The organism is Rhodococcus sp. MALMAid1271 (genome assembly GCF_049195265.1).
GTDB lineage: Bacteria > Actinomycetota > Actinomycetes > Mycobacteriales > Mycobacteriaceae > Rhodococcoides.
In genome coordinates this window covers 138,461-156,753 of the sequence record NZ_JBMIRQ010000109.1, presented here as the reverse complement: position 1 = coordinate 156,753, position 18,293 = coordinate 138,461, and the positions used below count along the sequence as shown (strand labels likewise).

Below are 18,293 nucleotides of genomic sequence, written 5' to 3'. Positions count from 1 at the left end.
TGCCGTGCCGACCCGAGGACGTCAGTCCTGATCGACCTCGACGGGCGCATACTTGCGTTCGAGGGTGCGGAACCTGCGAACCGCCGCGACAGCATGCTCGCGATCGTTGGACTGGATCGCCATCACATTGATGAACTCGTCGTCGGGAATGTCCACTCGGGCCCACATCGCACCGTCCGGGAACGACAATCCGCGCACGAGGTCCCACTCGATCAAGCGTTCCGAGAACACGTTCCGCACCGCGACACCCGCAGGACCGACGCGGATACGGGGCCGAGTGAGCAGCAGGGCAAGGCCGCCCAGCAGGATCCCGATCCCTGCCATCGCGAGTTGGTCGGCAGTGCGGAAGTACACGCCCGTCGGAGAGACTCGAAGCAGGACGGCGACGGTCGAATGAGCCACGACCAGCAGCACCGCGGCCGCGATGGCGAACCGCGCCGACTTGCGCGACTTCACTTCCATGTCCCAGCCCGGCGGCGTACCGGTACTCATGTGAACTCCTGGTTGGTCCAGGGCTGGCGTAGATGCTTGAGCGTCAGGGCGGTGTCGATCGCGGCAGCGGTGGCCTGGGCACCCTTGTCCTCGAACGAACCGGGCAGGCCGGCACGATCACGGGCTTGCTGCTCGTCGTTGGTGGTGAGCACGCCATTGGTCACCGGGGTGCCCTCGTCCAGCGACACTCGCGTCAGGCCTGCGGTGACGGCGTCGCACACGTACTCGAAATGTGGAGTGCCCCCGCGGATCACGACACCGAGCGCCACAACGGCATCGTGGTTGCGGGCCAGCGCCTGTGCAACGACAGGCAGCTCGATGGCCCCGGCGACGCGAATGACCGTGACGTCCTTGACCCCCGCGGACTCGGCTTTGCGTAGTGCGCCGTCGAGCAACGCCTGAGAAATCTCTCGATGCCACTGGCCTGCGACGATGGCCAGTTCGAGGTCGCTCGCGCCCGCGAGCTGCAGGGTCGGCTCGCCTTCACCACTCATGGGTTGACTCCGTTCTCTTGGGCGGGAGTGGAGCCTGCGGAATGACCGTTTTCGTACTCGTCGAGGCCGGTCAGATCGTGTCCCATCCGGTCGCGCTTGGTGCGTAGATAGGTGAGGTTCTCGGCGTTGGCGCGCAGCGGCATCGGCACCCGCTCGGTGACCTGTAGTCCGTACCCGTCCAGTCCGACTCGCTTGGCCGGATTGTTCGTCAACAGCCGCATCGAGGAGACGCCGAGATCGACGAGAATCTGTGCGCCGATGCCGTAGTCGCGGGAATCGGCAGGCAAACCGAGTTGAAGATTGGCATCGACGGTATCGGAGCCGGCGTCCTGGAGCTGATAGGCCTGGAGCTTGTGCAACAGGCCGATTCCGCGGCCCTCGTGCCCGCGCATGTACAGCACGATGCCGCGATCCTCGGCGGCCACCATTTCCAGGGCGGCGTCCAATTGCGGTCCGCAATCACAGCGCAGCGAGCCGAAGACATCGCCGGTGAGGCATTCGGAGTGCACTCGAACCAGGACGTCGCTGCCGTCACCGTCGGGCCCGGCGATGTCACCGCGCACCAACGCAACGTGCTCGACCTCGTCGTAGATGCTCTGGTAGCCGACGGCGCGGAACGTGCCGTGTTCGGTGGGGATCCGGGCATCGGCAACTCGGACGACATGCTTTTCGTGCTTGCGACGCCATGCGATGAGATCGGCGATGGAGATCAGCGCGAGATCGTGCTCGTCGGCGAAGACGCGCAGTTCGTCGGTCTGGGCCATCGAGCCCTCGTCCTTCTGGCTGACGATTTCGCAGATCACGCCCGCAGGCCGCAGATCGGCCATCCGGGCGAGATCGACGGCTGCCTCGGTATGGCCCGGGCGACGCAGTACGCCGCCGTCCTTGGCCCGCAGTGGCACCACATGGCCGGGGCGGGTGAAGTCGCCCGCGCCGGTGTCGGGATCGGCCAGCAGTCGCATCGTGGCCGCGCGATCGGAGGCCGAGATTCCGGTGCCGATGCCTTCGCGTGCGTCGACGGTGACGGTGTACGCGGTGCCGTGCTTGTCCTGGTTGGTGGCGACCATCGGTGGGAGACCGAGGCGGTCGCAATCCTCACCCGACAGTGGCACACAGAGGTAGCCCGAGGTGTAGCGAACCATGAAGGCGACCAGTTCCGGAGTGGCCTTCTCGGCGGCGAAGATCAAGTCGCCCTCGTTCTCGCGGTCCTCGTCGTCCACGACCACCACTGCTTTGCCCGCAGCGATGTCCGCAACTGCGCGCTCGATACTGTCGAACCTGGTCACGAAAGTGCGCTCCATACGTCTCGGGCCTGGCTCAGCGCCCTGGAATTCTCCGTGCATCGCTCACGGCGTGCACCTCAACAGTACTTACTGTGCGTCGATCGTCTGCAGCCGCTCCACGTACTTGGCGATCACGTCGACTTCGAGGTTGACCGGCGAACCGACCTCCGCCCTGCCGAGGGTGGTCAGGTCCAAGGTGGTGGGAATCAGGGAGATCTCGAACCAGTGCGAGCCGTCGTCGACGCCCAATCCGGACACGGTGAGCGAGACGCCGTCCACCGTGATCGAGCCCTTCTCCACCACGTAGCGCGCGACCGAGGTGGGCATGCCGACACGCACCACGGTCCAGTTCTCGGACGGCGAGCGGCCGAGGATGGTTCCGGTGCCATCGACGTGGCCCTGCACGAGGTGCCCGCCGAGTCTGCTGCCCAGTGCGGCTGCACGTTCGAGGTTGACGCGGCTGCCCACGCTCAGGGCTCCGAGCGACGATCGGTCGAGGGTCTCCTGCATCACGTCGGCGGTGAAACCGCCGTCGGCGAGCACCTCGACGACGGTGAGGCAGACTCCGTTGACCGCGATGGAGTCGCCGTGGCCCGCGTCCGAGGTCACCACCGGGCCGCGGACGGTGAAGCGAGCAGCGTCGGACAAGTCGTCCTTCGCGAGGATCTCGCCGAGTTCTTCGACAATTCCGGTGAACATCTACTTCGCTCCTTCGGGCACGACGCCGATCAGGATGTCGTTGCCGATCATGGTCACTGTTTCCGTGCGAAACCGAATTGCGTCGGCAATTGTTCCGATGCCCGCATTCTCCACCGCTGCAGATCCGCTGCCCAACACGGCCGGGGCGAGGTAGGCCACGACGCGATCGACCACCCCGGCAGCGAGGAACGCGCCGGCCAAGGTGGGACCACCTTCGATCTGGATGTCGGTGTACTCGTCCAGCGCATCGATCACCGCCAGCGGATCGTGCGTGTCGAGGAACATCGTGCGCGCATCGGCATTACGAATTCTCGCCGTCGAGGGCGTCGGTCTCGAGCCCACGACGACTCGCACGGGCTGATGCGGAGCAAGGGTGCCGTCGGGCAGGCGTGCGGTCAGCCGCGGGTCGTCCGCCAGGACTGTTCCGGTGCCGACGACTATCGCGTCGAGCTTGGCCCGCTCGGTGTGCACGTGCTCTCGCGCCTGTGGTCCGGTGATCCACTGGCTGGTTCCATCTGCTGCGGCGCTGCGCCCGTCGAGGGTTGCGGCGTACTTCCACGTCACGTGCGGCCTCCCGGTGCGCTGCTTGTGCAACCAGGCTCGCAGCGGACCCTGGCGCACCTCACGTTCACCGATTCCCTGTTCGACGCGAACGCCCGCAGCCCGCAGGGTCTCTGCGCCGCCGGACGCGAGTGGATTCGGATCGGCGACAGCGTGCACGACCGCGACGATGCCTGCGTCGATCAGGGCCTTCGAGCACGGTCCGGTGCGGCCGGTGTGGTTGCACGGCTCCAGCGTCACCACCGCCGTACCGCCCCGGGCCCGATCCCCGGCCTCGGCCAGGGCGACCACCTCGGCGTGAGGCCCACCAGGCGGCCGCGTCGACCCGATGCCGACGACGGTGCCGTCGATGTCGAGAATCACCGCACCGACGGCGGGATTGGGGCTGCTGATTCCCCGGGCCGTCTCGGATGCGTCGACGGCGAGGGCCATGGCCTCCGCGATCGAGACGGCGCCCGGAGCAACCACTACGACAGGTGGTGCGAGGCGCGGGCGGCTCGGGCACGCAGACCGCGCACGGCAGCGGCCGGGTCGTCGGTGTTGTAGACGGCCGATCCTGCGACGAAGCAATCGATGCCTGCCTCCGCGGCCTGCTCGATCGTGTCGGAGTTGATGCCCCCGTCTATTTCGATCACCAATCGCAGATCACCGGAGTCGACCAATTTCCGAACCGCCGCGGCTTTCGAGAGCACCTCGGGCATGAACGACTGCCCGCCGAATCCCGGTTCCACACTCATCACCAGCAGTGTGTCGAAGTCGCGCAGGATCTCGAGGTACGGCTCGATGGGGGTTCCGGGCTTGACGGACAGGCCCGCTTTGCCACCGGCGGCCCGGATGTCGCGCGCCACCGCGGAGGGGTCGTCGCTCGCCTCGGCGTGGAAGGTGACGTTGTACGCGCCCGCCTCGGCGTAGGGCGGAGCCCAACGCGCCGGATCCTCGATCATCAGGTGGCAATCGAGCGGGATGCTCGTCGCCTTCAACAGACTTTCCACGATCGGAAGCCCGAGGGTGAGGTTGGGTACGAAATGCGCGTCCATGACGTCGACATGTAGCCAATCGGCCCCGGATACGGCCTCGGCTTCGGCGGCGAGCCGGGCGAAATCGGCGGACAGGATGGAGGGGGCAATCATCGGGGAAACCACGATTGACGAGCCTAGCCCAGCCGGTATCGTTCGCCCATGGCCACCATCGACTCCGCGACGGCGATGATCGCCGCACTGCCCGAGGTCACCGAAGGAGTCCGGTACGGGCATCCGACCTGGGCCGTGGGAAAAAGTGTGTTCGCGTGGATTCGTCCGTTCAGCAAAGCCGATCTGAAGCGATTCGGCGACGCCACTGCGCCCAGCGGGCCGATTCTTGCCGTGCGCACCGCCGACCTGCACGAAAAAGAGGCCATTCTCGCTGCACACCCTCGCGCATGCTTCAGCATCTCGCACTTCGACGGGTTCGCGGCTGTGCTGGTCGACCTCGAGAACACCGAGGACGACGAACTGCGCGAACTGATCATCGACGGGTGGCTGGTCTATGCCCCGAAGAAGCTGGCCGAGACGTTCCTGGCCGGCAACTGATCACAGTGGCTTACGCAGCGCCGCCATGAACATCGCATCGGTGCCGTGTCGATGCGGCCACAGCTGCACCGACGTGCCGTCACCGAGCTGCGGCACCCCGGGAACCAGCTCGCGGGTATCGAGCTGGTCGACTCCGTATCGTCGAACCGCGTCTGCGACGACGGCGGCGGTTTCGGACAGGTGCGGCGAGCACGTCGAATACAGCACCACACCGCCGGGTCGGACCAGTTCGATGGCGGCCGCCAACAGTTCTCTCTGCAGCGTCACCAGGGCCGCCACATCCGACGGTTGCCGACGCCACCGCGCCTCGGGGCGACGGCGCAGGGCCCCGAGGCCGGTGCACGGGGCATCGACGAGAACACGGTCGTAGCCGCCGCCGAGTCCGGATGCTCGTCCGTCGACCGTGTGCACCGTCACCGGAAGGTCCTTGGTCGTCTTCGAGACCAGATCGGCCCGATGCGGCGTCGGTTCGACAGCGTCGACCCTGGCCCCGTCGATGCCGGCGATTGCTCCCAACAGGGCAGCCTTGCCGCCGGGGCCGGCACAGAGATCGAGCCATCGGCCGCCGTCCTCACCGACGAGCGGCGCAAGGGTCAGTGCCCGGGCGACGAGCTGACTGCCCTCGTCCTGGACTCCGGCCAGGCCGTCTCGGACGGCGTCGAGCTTGCCTGGATCGCCTCCGTCGAGGTGCACCGCGTACGGGGAGTACGGACCTTCTTCTCCCCCGGTGATCAGCGCCAATTCCTCTGCAGATATCTCGCCGGGCCGAGCGACCAGGTGGACCGAGGGGCGAGCGTCGTCGGCTTCGAGCACTGCGGCGAGTTCGCCGGCGTCCGCGCCGAGCGCGTCGGCGAACGCCTGCGCGATCCATAGGGGGTGCGCGTACTCGAATGCGAGATGGCCGACCGGATCGACAGCCGCGGCTGGAGCGAGCTCGTCGACCCACTGGGCGGACGTGCGTTCGGACACGCGGCGCAGAACAGCATTGACGAAACCTGCTTTGCCGGTGCCGAATTCGGACCGAGCGAGATCCACGGAGGTCGCGACGGCGGCGTGCGGTGCCACCCGCGTACGCAGGAGCTGATAGGTACCGAGCCGCAGAATATCGAGCAGTGGCCCATCGATCTCTCCGGCCGGACGGCCGGCCGAATGAGCGATCACCGCGTCGAGCACACCCCGAGCGCGGGACGCACCGTAGGCGAGTTCGGTTGCCAGTGCGGCATCGCGCGAGTCCAGCTTTCGCTCTCTCAGCAGGCCTGGTAGCACCAGGTTGGCGTAGGCATCGCGCTCGCGGACCGCTTTCAGCACATCACGTGCGGCGCGACGCGCCGGATCGATGGCATCGATGGCACGTGGGCCCGCTCCCTGCGGGGGCCGGTTCCCCTTCGGGCCTCTGACCCCGGGCGAGTTCTTGGTGACCTTTCGGGGCCTTCCCGACTGGCGCTTGCGAGGTCTGTCGGGATCTGTCATCGCGCTACCGCCGTCTCGTCCAGCCGGGCGCCGCGCGCCCAGTCGAGTGCCTTCATCAGTTTCTTGCCCTGCGGTTGGATATCGCCCAGGACGATTGCGCTTGTGCCTGTTCCGATGTGCACGCCCGATTTCCGAACCTCGATCACGCCCGGTTCGAGCGTGTCCGACGAACATTGCACCGGGGCGACCTTGACGCGGAGTTCACCGATCGTCGTCCAGGCACCGGGCGCAGGGGTGACCGACCTGATGTGTCTGTCGATGAACGCTGCGGAGCGGTTCCAGTCGATCCGCGCGGCATCGACGGTCACCTTGCTCGCGTACGAGACACCGTCCTCGGGCTGCGGCTGCGCGCCTGCGGTGCCGTCCTCGATCGCGTCGAGCGTGGCGGCCAACAACTCGGCTCCGCTCGACGCCAATCGGGTGAGCAACTCCCCCGTGGTGTCGGTTGCCCGCACCCGCTCGGTGACGACGCCGAGTACCGGGCCGGTGTCCATGCCCGCGTCGAGCAGGAACGTGGAGGCACCGGTGATGTCGTCGCCCGCTGCGATGGCCGCGTGCACCGGGGCAGCGCCGCGCCAGGCGGGCAGCAACGAGAAGTGCAGGTTGATCCATCCGAAGCGGGGAATGTCGAGCACGGGCTGCGGTAGCAACGCTCCGTAGGCCACGACCGGGCACACATCCGGTGCCAGGTCGACCAGCTGCGACACGAAATCCGGTTCCGAGGGCTTCGCGGGCGTGCACACCGGAATCCCATGCTCGTCGGCCAGCTGTCCGATGGGCGAGCGAACGGTCTTACGTCCGCGACCGGACGCGGAATCGGGCCTGGTCACCACCGCGATCACCTCGTGGCGCTCGGACTCCAACAGCCGCCGAAGGGACGGGACTGCGGGTTCCGGTGTTCCGGCAAAGACAACGCGCACTGAAGGCAACTCCCTGGGACGAACGAATTCACATCAGTGGTTCATCCTAGGGAGTCGGGACTGCAACAGGCGATTCCGCACCTGGCGATCACGTTGCGTCGGGATCGGACACAGCGTCCGTCGATCCTCGATCCGGGGTGTCGTCCTCCGCAAGAACGCGGTACAGCGACCGACGGGCATCGGTCAAGATCTCCGCGGCCCGCTCCACTTGCCGGGCGGTCCCGACGCTTGCGACCTGCCCTGCCGCTCCCATCAACTGGCCGATGAGTCCACGCAGGTCTCGGGCGTCCACTCCGATGGAATCTGCAACGTCGTCCCATGGACTGCCCAGGTCGCCGCGATTGGCGTCGACGAACTCGCGCCCCTCGCCGGTCAGTGCCGCGGTTTTGCGTCCGGCAACCTTGTCGATGGACACCAGACCCTCGTCCTCGAGTTGGGCCAGTGCCGGATAGATCGAACCAGGACTGGGCTTCCACGTGCCATCGCTCTTCTCGGCGATCTGCTGGATCAGTTCGTATCCGTGCATCGGACGGTCCTCGAGCAGTAGCAGAATCGCCGCGCGCACATCACCACGTCGACCTCGCCCGCCGCGACCTCGACCCCGGCCGAAATCTGCATGTGGCCCGAAACCACCGGGTCCGAAACCACCGGCCCCGAAACCACCCTGTATGCGACCTCGCCCCATCGGACCACCGGCACCACGCCTACCTCGTTCACCCCTCTTCCCTCGGCCGCGATCTCGATGGCCGTCGTCCGGATTTCCGTGCTCGTCGGTCTGCGCCGCCCACATCTGAAACGGCGCACCATGTGGACGAGCGCGACCGCCTGCATCGGGTGCGAAGCCCCGCATGTGGGGTCCTCCCCGACGGCCGAATTCGTGTGCGAATCCTTCGAATGCGTACTTCATGTCGTTCTCCTTCTTATCGTTCGACAAGTCGACGATATATCGGCAATAGAACTTTGACAAGGTATCGGGACGAACAGTCCGCACCCGCATCCGCGGAATCCCTCGCCCACCGCCGCCTCTCGTTAGGATGGCGCGATCTGTAACTGCCGATATCGGGCGAACCGAATTCAGCGGCCGGATCGCCGGTGTCCGCAGACGAAGGAGGAGGGCCGATGACCGGACCACCGATTCGACGCGTCGCCGTCGTACTCGGCTGCGTGCTGTCGGTCGTCCTGGTGGCTGGGACCGGCGTCCTCGGCCACCGCACTTCGGTTCTGATCGATGACATCGCGCAACTGGCGGGCGGTGTCACCGCCACCGTCGTGTGCTGGCGGACAGCGTCCCGAAGAACGGGTTCCGAACGGCACTGGCGAGTATCGATGGCCGCAGGAATGGCCTGCTGGAGCGCGGGGATGGCGGTATGGGCGTTCTACCGATCCGCTCTGAACACACCTCTACCCACCACATCCGTCGCAGACGTCGGCTTCTTTCTGTTTCCCGTGTTCGCCGTTCCCGCCTTGCTTGCGTTCACAGGCCTCTCGCCGCGGCGCGCCGCGGCCGGTACCCGACACCTCTGGTCGATGTCGCTGCTCGACGGTGCCATCATCGTCGGTTCCCTGTTCGTGCTGTCGTGGGCGACCGCACTCGGAGCCACCGTGCGATCGACGCGATCGCACTCACTCGAGTTCCTCGTGGCGATCATGTACCCCATCACCGATCTGGTTCTGGTGGCCATGATCGTGCTGCTCGCGACCATCTCCAGGACCTCCGCGCGGTACCGGACGCAGCTCGCCCTGCTCGGCTCGGGCATTTCGATGATGGCGGTCTCCGACAGCATCTATGCCTATCTCGTCGCCGTCGGAGCGGACATGATGCCGGTATTGACCGACAGTGGATTCATCGCGGGCACTGCACTCATCGCACTCGCGGCTGCCACCCCCAGCACGATCGATGCCGACCGCTCGACCACCGGCACGACATCCACTGCGCAGCTACCACCGAAGTCCGCTGCCGTCGAACGAACGCAACTGCTGCTGCCGTACGCACTCATGGGCGTGATCGGAGTGGTCCTGGCGTTCGTCTGGGTGCACACCGGCGAACTGGACTCCCCCGTCATCGTCGTCGGCTCGGCAGTGGTGCTCCTCGCGCTCGTTCGCCAGATGATCACTTTGATCCAGCACGACAATCTGCTCCGCAGCCTGTCTCGGGCGCAGGCGGAACTCTCGCACCGAGCACACCATGACGGGCTCACCGGCCTGCTCAACCGGTCGTCCTTCGACGAACACCTTCGATCGACAGTGGCCGACGTCCGAGCCGGACGAGGGCAGGCCGTTCTGCTGCTGATCGACCTCGACGACTTCAAGAGCGTCAACGACCGATTCGGCCACGCCGGCGGCGACCAGCTGTTGATCGAGCTCGCGCGCCGCCTCGAACGATGTGTCGTCGACGGGGTCGTGGCCCGCTACGGAGGGGACGAATTCACCGTCCTGGTTCGCGTGGACCTCGAGACCGGGCACGCGACGGCTGTACGGATTGCGTCGGCGTTGCGTTCCCCACACGTCATCGACGGTCGGCCCGTGGCGGTCGGCGCGTGCGTGGGCGTGGTGCAGATCGGCCGGTGCGAGACGAACGACGACGGCACCCCCTACTCGAAACCCCATCGCATCGACGACGTCGAGGAGGACGAGCTGATGCGATTGGCCGATCGCGCGATGTACCGGGCCAAACACGGGGGCAAAGCCGGCATCTACGCCTACGACTCCTCGGGCATTCTCAGCGAGGTACCGAACCTCCTCGATCAGGGTATGCGGGGTACCAGTCCGAAAATCGTTGCAGGGGAACCGGACCCGTCCCGGTTGATCGTTCCGCCGACCAGAACGTAGGCACCGGTGGTCGGAATGGCCTCCAGATTCGTCAGATTCTCGAGGCTGATTCGACGCCGATCGTAGAGCTTGACCGATACCGGATACGTCTCGTCGTTTCCCAGATCCGGACCGAAGGTATCGGTGCCGAGCGCACCTCGCTCGCCGAGTTTGCCGGTGTCTATCAGCCATTGCGCGGCCTCGGCAGAGAAACCGGGCTGGTGGGTCACGCCGTCCGAATCCGCGTTGGCGTAGGCGTCGGTACCCCAGCGCGACGCCCACCCGGTCCACGCGATGACGGCAGAGCCAGGCGGAATCGGCCCGTTGCTCTTCTCCCAATTCTGCAGATCCGCCACCGTGATGGCGTAATCGGGATCGGTCGCCGCTCGATCACGAATATCGATCTTCACCGCCGGCAGAAACAGATCCTCGGGATCGAGTTGGTCGGCGGTCAGTCCACCCTCCCGAAAGTGCGCGGGTGCTCCCCAATGCGTACCGGTGTGCTCCCCCTCTTTGACATATTGAAGGTAGAAGCCGTCCTCGGCCACGGTGAATGCGGTCTCGAGCGAGAACTCGGGATCGCCGGGAAAGATCGGGGTGAACTCTGGATCGTTGATATGTGACAGCGACACGATCTGCACCAAGCGGTCGAGTGGAACCGTAGGCCTCGCGGGTTGCGCCGAACCCGTACCCGGCAATGCTCCGGCGGTCTCCGGTGCTACCAGCCGTGCCCCGATCAATACAGCCAAACCTGTTGTCGCACGCCGAAAGAGCTGCCTTCTCTTCATCTCGCCGATCCCACCTCTCGTCGGCGCCGTGTGCGCCACCCCGACGAAACCCTAGGCCACGTGGAGCCGCGACCGCAGCATCATCCGATACGAATCGGATCGATCTGCACCCGCACTCCGCCACCGAGCTTCTTCGCGCTTCGCGATGCCTGCGCGGTGGCGAGCGCTCGCGCGAGGGCAGCCCCAGTGCTGCGCGGTACGCGAATCAGCAATCTCTGTACATCACCGGGAAGCGTGTCCTCGCCGCCGCCTGCCGGTGCCCGCTGCCCGTCCGGTAGATCCACGGGTCCGAGAATCTCCACTGCCTCCGGAAGTTCGGCAGTGTCCACCAGTGCAGTGATCGCCTCGGTGGTGCCATCGATCGCGGCGACGTGAACGGCCGGCGGAAAGCGCACCTCTACGCGCTCGTCCAATTGACTTCGCGCATGCCACAGCGGGTCCCAGCGGACCAGAGCCTGCACTGTCGGTATCTCCGACTCCGCAACGACCACCACCCGGCCACCGATGGCTCCAGGTCTCACCATCGCTGCTGCCGTCATCCACCGACGCAAGGCCTCCTCGGCAGCGCGTAGGTCGGCACGACCGAGCAAGGCCCAGCCGTCGAGCAGTAACGCAGCCCCGTAACCACCCTCGACGGTCGGCTCGGCACCGACCGTCGAGACCACCAACGCAGGACCGGACTTCACGGAGTCCAGCACGGCCGCGCCGCCCGAATTGTGCACCGGCACGCCGGGAAACGCCCGTCCCAGTTCCTCGGCCGTTCGGCCTGCCCCGATCACCACTGCACGGAGATTGCGGGATCCGCACACCGTGCATCGATGGGCCGCGTCCGCGATTCCGCACCATGAACACGTCGGGCTCCCCGCCCCGTCGCCGTCGGCGGCCGACGGCAGAGCCAGCGGACCGTTGCAGCGCCGACACCGTGCCGGATTACGACACTTGGCGCACGCCAGCGACGGCACGTAGCCGGCGCGGGGAACCTGAACCAGTACGGGGGCATCCGCTTTCAACGCCGCTCGCGCCGCCTCGAAGGCGATTGCCGGCAGTCTCGCAACGCGCGCGGCCGGATCCCGTGCGAGGGCGTGATCCGAATCGGCAAGAGCCACCACGTGTGGTTGACGTTGTCGAATCAGCTCACGTGGAGCGACGAGATCGTGGGCCCAACCGGAATCGACGAGTGCTTCGGCCTCCGCAGTGCGTGAATGCCCTCCGATCACCATTGCCGCCTCGGACACGTGCGCTCGGAGGAGAGCCACCTCGCGTGCATGCGGATACGGAGAGCGTGGCTCGGCAAAACTGTCGTCGCCGTCGTCCCAGATCGCGATCATGCCGATCGAGGACACCGGAGCGAATACCGCACTGCGGGTTCCCACCACGACCACCGGTACCGACCGAAGGCATCGCAACCATTGCCGGTAACGCTTCGCCGGGCCCAGTCCGGCAGACAGGGCCACTACCCGCTCGCTGCCGAGCAATGCCGTGCATGCCGTCTCCAGGCGGTCCAGATCGCGCTGATCGGGAACCAACAGCACCGCAGAGCGACCGCTCGCCACCGTGACGGCCGCCATTTCGGCCAACCGAACCGACCACTGCTCCCCGGGCAGTGCCTGCCATACAGCGCGCGGAACGCGACCGGATGCCAGGGCATCGAGGAAATTCGAGCCGTGGATGTATGCGGACCACGCAGCACGGTCGACGGCAGCGTCGTTCGGGGTCTCGACAACGGGTGTGACCTCCGCTTCGACCCGGGCATGGCGGGCCGGGACCGCCAGGCGCAGCACGTCCGCGCGCGTTCCGGCGTAGCGATCGGCCACCGCTCCGGCGAGCTCGGCGATCTCCGGAGTCAGCACCCGCTCCGGGGACACCACACGATCGAGCCATCCGAGCTTGCCGGAATGTTCGGTTTCGGCGAGCCGGGACAGCAAGAAGCCGTCGACCAGCCGGCCCGCGAACCGCACACGAACCCGGACACCGGGCTGCGCGTCACCACTGAACTCTTCCGGCACGAGGTAGTCGAACTCGCGGTCGAGATGTGGCAGGGGCAACATCGGGAGAATGCGGGCGATCGGTAGATCCGACGCCGCCACCCGTCCTGCGAACGCCACCACACCTCCTCCTCGACTCGCCCCGACGGGACTCGGCACGCGAGCACACTGCGCCGTGCGTGCAGAGTACGTGCAGGACGGTCGTCGACGTGCTTACAGGCCCGCAGCGTCCCGAAGCTTGTCCGCGCGATCGGTGGACTCCCACGGCAGATCGATGTCGGTGCGGCCGAAGTGACCGTACGCGGCCGTAGGAGCGTAGATCGGACGCAGCAGATCCAGATCACGAATGATCGCACCGGGACGCAAGTCGAACACCTCGCTGATCGCAGCTCGGATCCGGACCGGATCGGTCTTCTCGGTGCCGAAGGTCTCGACGAACAGCCCGACCGGTGCCGCCTTCCCGATCGCGTACGCGACCTGGACCTCGATTCGATCGGCCAACCCGGCAGCAACAGCATTCTTGGCAACCCACCGCATCGCGTACGCCGCGCTGCGATCGACCTTGGACGGGTCCTTACCGGAGAATGCGCCACCGCCGTGCCGCGCCATACCGCCGTAGGTGTCGACGATGATCTTGCGGCCGGTCAGTCCGGCATCACCCATAGGCCCACCGAGGACGAATTTTCCGGTGGGATTGACCAGCAACCGCACGTCCGAGGTATCCAGCGTCGGCACGTTCAACTCCGCGAGAACGGACCCCAGCACCTTCTCGCGAATATCCGGCGTCAGTAGGTTGTCGAGATCGATGTCGGCGGCATGCTGACTGGAGATCACCACGGTGTCGAGACGGACAGCATCGTCGCCCTCGTACTCGATGGTGACCTGAGTCTTGCCGTCCGGGCGCAGGTACGGCAGTACGCCGTCCTTGCGAACCTCGGTCAGCCGACGAGCGAGCCGATGCGCCAATGCGATCGGCAACGGCATCAGTTCGGGTGTGTCGGTGTTGGCATAGCCGAACATCAACCCCTGGTCGCCCGCGCCTTGGCGGTCGATCTCGTCCTCCGACAGTCCCTCGACCCGCGATTCGTGCGAATTGTCAACGCCCTGAGCAATTTCCGGAGACTGTGCACCGATAGCGACGTTCACTCCGCACGAGTTCCCGTCGAAGCCCTTGGCCGACGAGTCGTAGCCGATCTCGAGTACCTTCTCGCGCACGATCCTCGGGATGTCCGCGTACGCGGTGGTGTTGACCTCACCCGCGACATGCACCTGACCGGTGGTGACCAACGTCTCCACGGCGACCCGGGCTCGCGGATCCTCCGCCAGCAGAGCGTCGAGAATCGAATCGCTGATGGCGTCGCAGATCTTGTCGGGATGACCTTCTGTAACGGACTCACTGGTGAAAAGCCGACTTCCGGACGTGCTCACGGACTTCCTCTCGACGCATGTTCCTGCCGACCCGACGCATCACGTCGGCCGAGCACTCAACTGAATTGGACATTCCCTCGGTGTACATCGCCCAGGACCGAACCTGGCAAACCTACCGGCGACATCGCTCGAACACCCGCGCCGTCATCGCGGACCCGACGTTGCTCGAGGACTGCGGGCATCGAGCATCTGAGCCACGGAATCGAGCACGCGGCTTGCCAGGAGAGCCTTCGAACCCTCACCCAACGCGGACTCGGAACCGTCCGAGCCGAGCAACCACCCGTCGTTGTGATCGACCTCGAACGCTCGGCCGTCCCCCACCGCGTTGACCACGAGCAGGTCGCAGCCCTTTCGCTCGAGCTTGGCCCGCGCGTACGTCAGTACATCACCGTCCGCATCGCCTGTCTCGGCGGCGAATCCGACGATGACGGTCGAGGGCGAAAGTTCGCCGTCGTGACGAGCAGAAACGAGCCCTGCCAGGATGTCGTCGTTGCGGGTCAACGGAATCGATGACGGTTCGTTCGACCCCTTCTTGATCTTGTTGACCGCGATCGACTCCGGGCGGAAGTCCGCGACGGCGGCCGCCATGACCACGGCATCGGCACCGACCGAGTGCTTACGAACGGCGTCCCGCATGTCCGATGCGGTCTTGACCTGCACCACATCGACCGAGGCCGGGGCGTCGAGGTCGCTGGTGTAGCCCGCGACCAGAGTCACGCGGGCCCCGCGCTGGGCGGCTACTCGCGCGAGCGCGTAGCCCTGTTTGCCGGAACTGCGATTGCCGAGAAAACGCACCGGGTCGAGTGGCTCGCGAGTTCCGCCGGCGGATACGAGCACGTGCCGACCGTCGAGATCGCGCGGTAGTGCGTCCGCGCGTTCGGTCAGCAGCATCGACAGCGCGAAGATCTCGGCAGGCTCCGGCAGCCGTCCCGAACCGGTGTCGCGTCCGGTCAGCCGCCCGGAGGCCGGTTCGAGCACGTGCGTGCCGCGCCCTCGAAGGGTGGCGACATTGGAGACCGTGGCGGGATGCTCCCACATCTCGGTGTGCATCGCCGGTGCGAGGATCACCGGGCACCGCGCGGTCAGCAGAGTTGCCGTGAGCAGGTCGTCAGCGCGACCGCCCGCGATCCGAGCCATCAGATCGGCAGTGGCCGGTGCCACCACCACCAGGTCCGCCTCTTGGCCGAGACGGACATGCGGGACCTCTGGTACGTCGGCGAAGACGCCGGTGTGGACCGGCTGTCCGGACAGCGCCTCGAACGTGGCACGCCCGACGAATTCGAGGGCCGACGACGTCGGAACCACTCGAACCTGGTGCCCGCTCTCAGTGAAGCTACGGATGAGTGAACAACTCTTGTAGGCGGCGATACCTCCGCCGACTCCGACGACAACGCGCAAGTCAGGTGTCCTCTGTGGGGTTCTTATTCGCCTTCGGTGTGCTCGAGCAGATCAGCGTGGATCTCGCGAAGAGCGATCGACAGCGGCTTCTCCTGAAGACCCGGCTCGACGAGCGGTCCGACGTACTCGAGGATGCCGTCACCGAGCTGGTTGTAGTAGTCGTTGATCTGACGCGCACGCTTGGCTGCGTAGATCACCAAGGCGTACTTGGACGACGTGCGGGCGAGCAATTCGTCGATGGGCGGATTGGTGATGCCGAGCGGCGTGTCGTAGGCCGGCAGAGCGCTGCGTCCGTCGAAATCGGAAACGGCCGCTGAAGTGCTGCTCACTGATGATCTCCTGAAATTGCATCGTTGATACTACGAACTAGCTGGTCTAGGCCTCGTGCGCCGTGGGAATGGTCAGCTTGTGCCGACCGACGACCTACCGACCAACAAGGATACCAACTGTTCGCACGAGTGGTCGACATCGGTATTGACAACCACCGTGTCGAACTCGTCCTGTGCGGCCAATTCGACACGCGCAGTTTCCAGCCGCCGCTCGGTGGCAGCGCTTTCCTCGGTCGCTCGCCCGACCAGTCGAGAGACGAGATCTTCCCACGTCGGCGGAGCCATGAACACCAGCAGCGCCTCGGGCTTGGACACGCGCACTGCACGGGCCCCGGCCAGATCGAGTTCGAGCAACACCGGACTTCCCGCGTCGAGAGCGGCATCGACAGGCGCGGTCGGAGTCCCGGAACGCTGCAGGCCACCGTGAATGCTCGCCCACTCGAGCAGCTCACCGTCGGCGATCATCCGGTCGAACTCCTCCGCAGACACGAAGTGGTAGTCCTGACCGTCGATCTCGCCCGGGCGCGGCGAGCGCGTCGTGACCGACACGCTGAAGACGAGATCGGGCAATGCCGCGCGAACGAGTCGAACGACACTGGACTTGCCGACGCCCGAGGGCCCGGACAGCACCACCAATCGACCCCGCGCCGTCGACGGAACAGGTGCGGCCGCGGTGTCACTGCTCACAGTCGTCAGGCCTCGAAATCGAACTTCGCCAACAGCGCTTTGCGCTGCCGATCTCCGAGACCACGAAGTCGACGGGTAGGCGCAATCTCCAATTCCGTCATCAATTCGGCAGCTTTGACCTTGCCCACCTTCGGCAGCGCCTCCAGCAGGGCGGAGACCTTCATCTTGCCGAGAATCTCATCCGTCTCGGCATCGGTGAGCACCTGCTTGAGGTCGGTGCCGCCACGCTTGAGACGCTCTTTGAGCTCGGCACGAGCCTTGCGTGCGATAGCTGCCTTCTCGAGGGCAGCCGCGCGCTGCTCCGGGGTCAACTGGGGAAGGGCCACTGTCGGTTCCTCCGTCTTCTCGTTCGGGCGATCCGGCGTATCGGATCGATCTTCTGCGCGCCGATCTGGTGTGTTTCACCGACGCGGCTCCGACCACCGGGTAGGCGGCGAGGGAGTCCACCGTGTTCGTCGGCAGCGTTAGCGACCGTACCGACGACCGGCGTCGACCGCTAACCCACCCCCGCACTGCCGGAGGCAGGCGAGGTCGACTAGGCGAGAGCGGCTTCGACCTCGTCGCGTAGCACTCGCGCCGCGTCGCGTAGTGCCGTCACCGATGGGCCGGCGGCCAGGACTCCACGCGAAGAGTTGGGTAGCAACAGGTCTCGACAGTCGCGGAATATCTCCGCGAGATCGGTCACCGTCGCCCCCTGCGCCCCGAGCCCGGGAGCGAGCACAGGACCGGTGAATCCCGACAGATCGAGACCGTGATCTCGAGTGGCCCCGACGACCAGTCCCACGGTGTCCGCGTCGACGCGGTTGCACGCGGCGGCGGAGTCGACGATCGACTGAGCCACCGATACGCCGTGCGGCGTCGTGGCCTGCTGCAACCCTGCCCCCTCCCCGTTCGAGGTCCGGGCGAGAACGAACAGTCCGCGGTCATGGCGTACCGCTCGCTCGACGGTCTCCCCCAGCGAATCGAAGCCGAGGTACGGCGAGACCGTGACCGCGTCGGAGGACAGCGGCGACGACGGCTCCAGCCAGGCCCTGGCATAGGCATCCATCGTGGTGCCGATATCGCCGCGCTTGGCATCGGCGATCACCAACGTGCCCGCGTCCCGCAGCACACTGACCGTGCGCTCGAGCACCCCGTAGCCGGCAGCACCGAAAGCCTCGAAGAACGCCACCTGCGGCTTGACGATCGCAACCTCGCCGACGAACGCCTCGACGCACAATTCGGCGAACACCTCGAGACCGTCTGCCGAGGCAGGTAGCTCCCAGGCTTCGAGCAATGCGGGGTGGGGATCGATGCCGACGCACAGCCGTCCGCGCGCCCGCACCGCCGAACGCAACCGGTTCGACCAACTGTGATCACTCATACCGCTCCCAGCTCCTCGGA

19 protein-coding genes are annotated in these 18,293 nt (G+C 66.2%); 2 read left to right on the top strand and 17 right to left on the bottom strand.

Going from position 1 to position 18,293, the window contains the following annotated elements; genetic code table 11:
* Nucleotides 1-21: 21 nt before the first annotated feature.
* The 6 genes from ACOQFP_RS20690 to rpe all read right to left on the bottom strand — a co-directional run bounded on the left by ACOQFP_RS20690 (nucleotide 22) and on the right by rpe (nucleotide 4,671).
* Entirely contained in the window at nucleotides 22-492 is a 471-nt protein-coding gene (locus ACOQFP_RS20690) for a PH domain-containing protein (RefSeq protein WP_206488518.1), read from the bottom strand.
* Complete coding sequence (gene ribH / locus ACOQFP_RS20685; protein ID WP_206488516.1) at nucleotides 489-986, bottom strand: 6,7-dimethyl-8-ribityllumazine synthase; 498 nt, start codon at nucleotides 984-986, stop codon at nucleotides 489-491. Before ribH ends, ACOQFP_RS20690 begins: the two co-directional genes overlap by 4 nt.
* Nucleotides 983-2,272, bottom strand: a complete 1,290-nt coding sequence (locus ACOQFP_RS20680; protein ID WP_206488513.1) for a bifunctional 3,4-dihydroxy-2-butanone-4-phosphate synthase/GTP cyclohydrolase II — start codon at nucleotides 2,270-2,272, stop codon at nucleotides 983-985. Before ACOQFP_RS20680 ends, ribH begins: the two co-directional genes overlap by 4 nt.
* A gap of 84 nt (nucleotides 2,273-2,356) precedes the next feature.
* Nucleotides 2,357-2,968 (bottom strand): riboflavin synthase, encoded by a 612-nt coding sequence (locus tag ACOQFP_RS20675; protein WP_206488511.1) that lies wholly within the window; start codon nucleotides 2,966-2,968, stop codon nucleotides 2,357-2,359.
* Nucleotides 2,969-3,961, bottom strand: coding sequence for a bifunctional diaminohydroxyphosphoribosylaminopyrimidine deaminase/5-amino-6-(5-phosphoribosylamino)uracil reductase RibD (ribD, locus tag ACOQFP_RS20670; protein WP_341243376.1), 993 nt, complete (start codon nucleotides 3,959-3,961; stop codon nucleotides 2,969-2,971).
* A gap of 35 nt (nucleotides 3,962-3,996) precedes the next feature.
* Complete coding sequence (gene rpe / locus ACOQFP_RS20665; RefSeq protein WP_206488509.1) at nucleotides 3,997-4,671, bottom strand: ribulose-phosphate 3-epimerase; 675 nt, start codon at nucleotides 4,669-4,671, stop codon at nucleotides 3,997-3,999.
* Between the two features lie 36 nt (nucleotides 4,672-4,707).
* Here rpe and ACOQFP_RS20660 point away from each other — a divergent pair, with 36 nt between their 5' ends.
* Nucleotides 4,708-5,097, top strand: a complete 390-nt coding sequence (locus ACOQFP_RS20660) for an MmcQ/YjbR family DNA-binding protein (RefSeq protein ID WP_341243365.1) — start codon at nucleotides 4,708-4,710, stop codon at nucleotides 5,095-5,097.
* Here the strand turns inward: ACOQFP_RS20660 and ACOQFP_RS20655 are convergent, their stop codons facing one another.
* The 3 genes from ACOQFP_RS20655 to ACOQFP_RS20645 all read right to left on the bottom strand — a co-directional run bounded on the left by ACOQFP_RS20655 (nucleotide 5,098) and on the right by ACOQFP_RS20645 (nucleotide 8,277).
* A complete protein-coding gene (locus ACOQFP_RS20655; protein WP_421585377.1) occupies nucleotides 5,098-6,567 on the bottom strand; it encodes an RsmB/NOP family class I SAM-dependent RNA methyltransferase in 1,470 nt (489 codons plus the stop codon).
* Nucleotides 6,564-7,487, bottom strand: coding sequence for a methionyl-tRNA formyltransferase (gene fmt, locus ACOQFP_RS20650; protein WP_421585376.1), 924 nt, complete (start codon nucleotides 7,485-7,487; stop codon nucleotides 6,564-6,566). Before fmt ends, ACOQFP_RS20655 begins: the two co-directional genes overlap by 4 nt.
* Before the next feature lie 88 nt (nucleotides 7,488-7,575).
* Complete coding sequence (locus ACOQFP_RS20645) at nucleotides 7,576-8,277, bottom strand: PadR family transcriptional regulator (RefSeq protein ID WP_421585389.1); 702 nt, start codon at nucleotides 8,275-8,277, stop codon at nucleotides 7,576-7,578.
* A 329-nt stretch (nucleotides 8,278-8,606) separates the two neighbouring features.
* On the opposite strand from ACOQFP_RS20645, the gene ACOQFP_RS20640 reads away from it, so the two are divergent.
* Nucleotides 8,607-10,316: a diguanylate cyclase domain-containing protein gene (locus ACOQFP_RS20640; RefSeq protein ID WP_421585375.1), complete on the top strand. Its 1,710-nt coding sequence runs from the start codon at nucleotides 8,607-8,609 to the stop codon at nucleotides 10,314-10,316.
* On the opposite strand, the gene ACOQFP_RS20635 is transcribed toward ACOQFP_RS20640, so the two are convergent.
* The 8 genes from ACOQFP_RS20635 to pyrF form a co-directional block, all read right to left on the bottom strand.
* Nucleotides 10,232-11,083: a cyclase family protein gene (locus ACOQFP_RS20635; RefSeq protein ID WP_421585374.1), complete on the bottom strand. Its 852-nt coding sequence runs from the start codon at nucleotides 11,081-11,083 to the stop codon at nucleotides 10,232-10,234. The two genes, ACOQFP_RS20640 and ACOQFP_RS20635, sit on opposite strands and share 85 nt — an antisense overlap.
* 80 nt (nucleotides 11,084-11,163) lie before the next feature.
* Nucleotides 11,164-13,131, bottom strand: a complete 1,968-nt coding sequence (locus ACOQFP_RS20630) for a primosomal protein N' (protein ID WP_421585388.1) — start codon at nucleotides 13,129-13,131, stop codon at nucleotides 11,164-11,166.
* Between the two features lie 150 nt (nucleotides 13,132-13,281).
* Nucleotides 13,282-14,496: a methionine adenosyltransferase gene (gene metK, locus ACOQFP_RS20625; RefSeq protein ID WP_206488497.1), complete on the bottom strand. Its 1,215-nt coding sequence runs from the start codon at nucleotides 14,494-14,496 to the stop codon at nucleotides 13,282-13,284.
* 144 nt (nucleotides 14,497-14,640) lie between these two features.
* A complete protein-coding gene (gene coaBC / locus ACOQFP_RS20620) occupies nucleotides 14,641-15,894 on the bottom strand; it encodes a bifunctional phosphopantothenoylcysteine decarboxylase/phosphopantothenate--cysteine ligase CoaBC (protein ID WP_421585373.1) in 1,254 nt (417 codons plus the stop codon).
* 23 nt (nucleotides 15,895-15,917) lie between these two features.
* The gene (gene rpoZ / locus ACOQFP_RS20615; protein WP_008716576.1) at nucleotides 15,918-16,223 is read right to left on the bottom strand and encodes a DNA-directed RNA polymerase subunit omega; all 306 of its coding nucleotides are present in this window, start codon (nucleotides 16,221-16,223) and stop codon (nucleotides 15,918-15,920) included.
* A 72-nt stretch (nucleotides 16,224-16,295) separates the two neighbouring features.
* Nucleotides 16,296-16,910, bottom strand: a complete 615-nt coding sequence (gene gmk, locus ACOQFP_RS20610) for a guanylate kinase (protein WP_341243362.1) — start codon at nucleotides 16,908-16,910, stop codon at nucleotides 16,296-16,298.
* Nucleotides 16,911-16,915: 5 nt separating this feature from the next.
* On the bottom strand, nucleotides 16,916-17,236 hold the full coding sequence (gene mihF, locus ACOQFP_RS20605; protein ID WP_206488490.1) for an integration host factor, actinobacterial type: 321 nt from the start codon (nucleotides 17,234-17,236) through the stop codon (nucleotides 16,916-16,918).
* A gap of 209 nt (nucleotides 17,237-17,445) precedes the next feature.
* The gene (gene pyrF / locus ACOQFP_RS20600) at nucleotides 17,446-18,273 is read right to left on the bottom strand and encodes an orotidine-5'-phosphate decarboxylase (protein ID WP_341243361.1); all 828 of its coding nucleotides are present in this window, start codon (nucleotides 18,271-18,273) and stop codon (nucleotides 17,446-17,448) included.
* Nucleotides 18,274-18,293 lie beyond the last annotated feature (20 nt).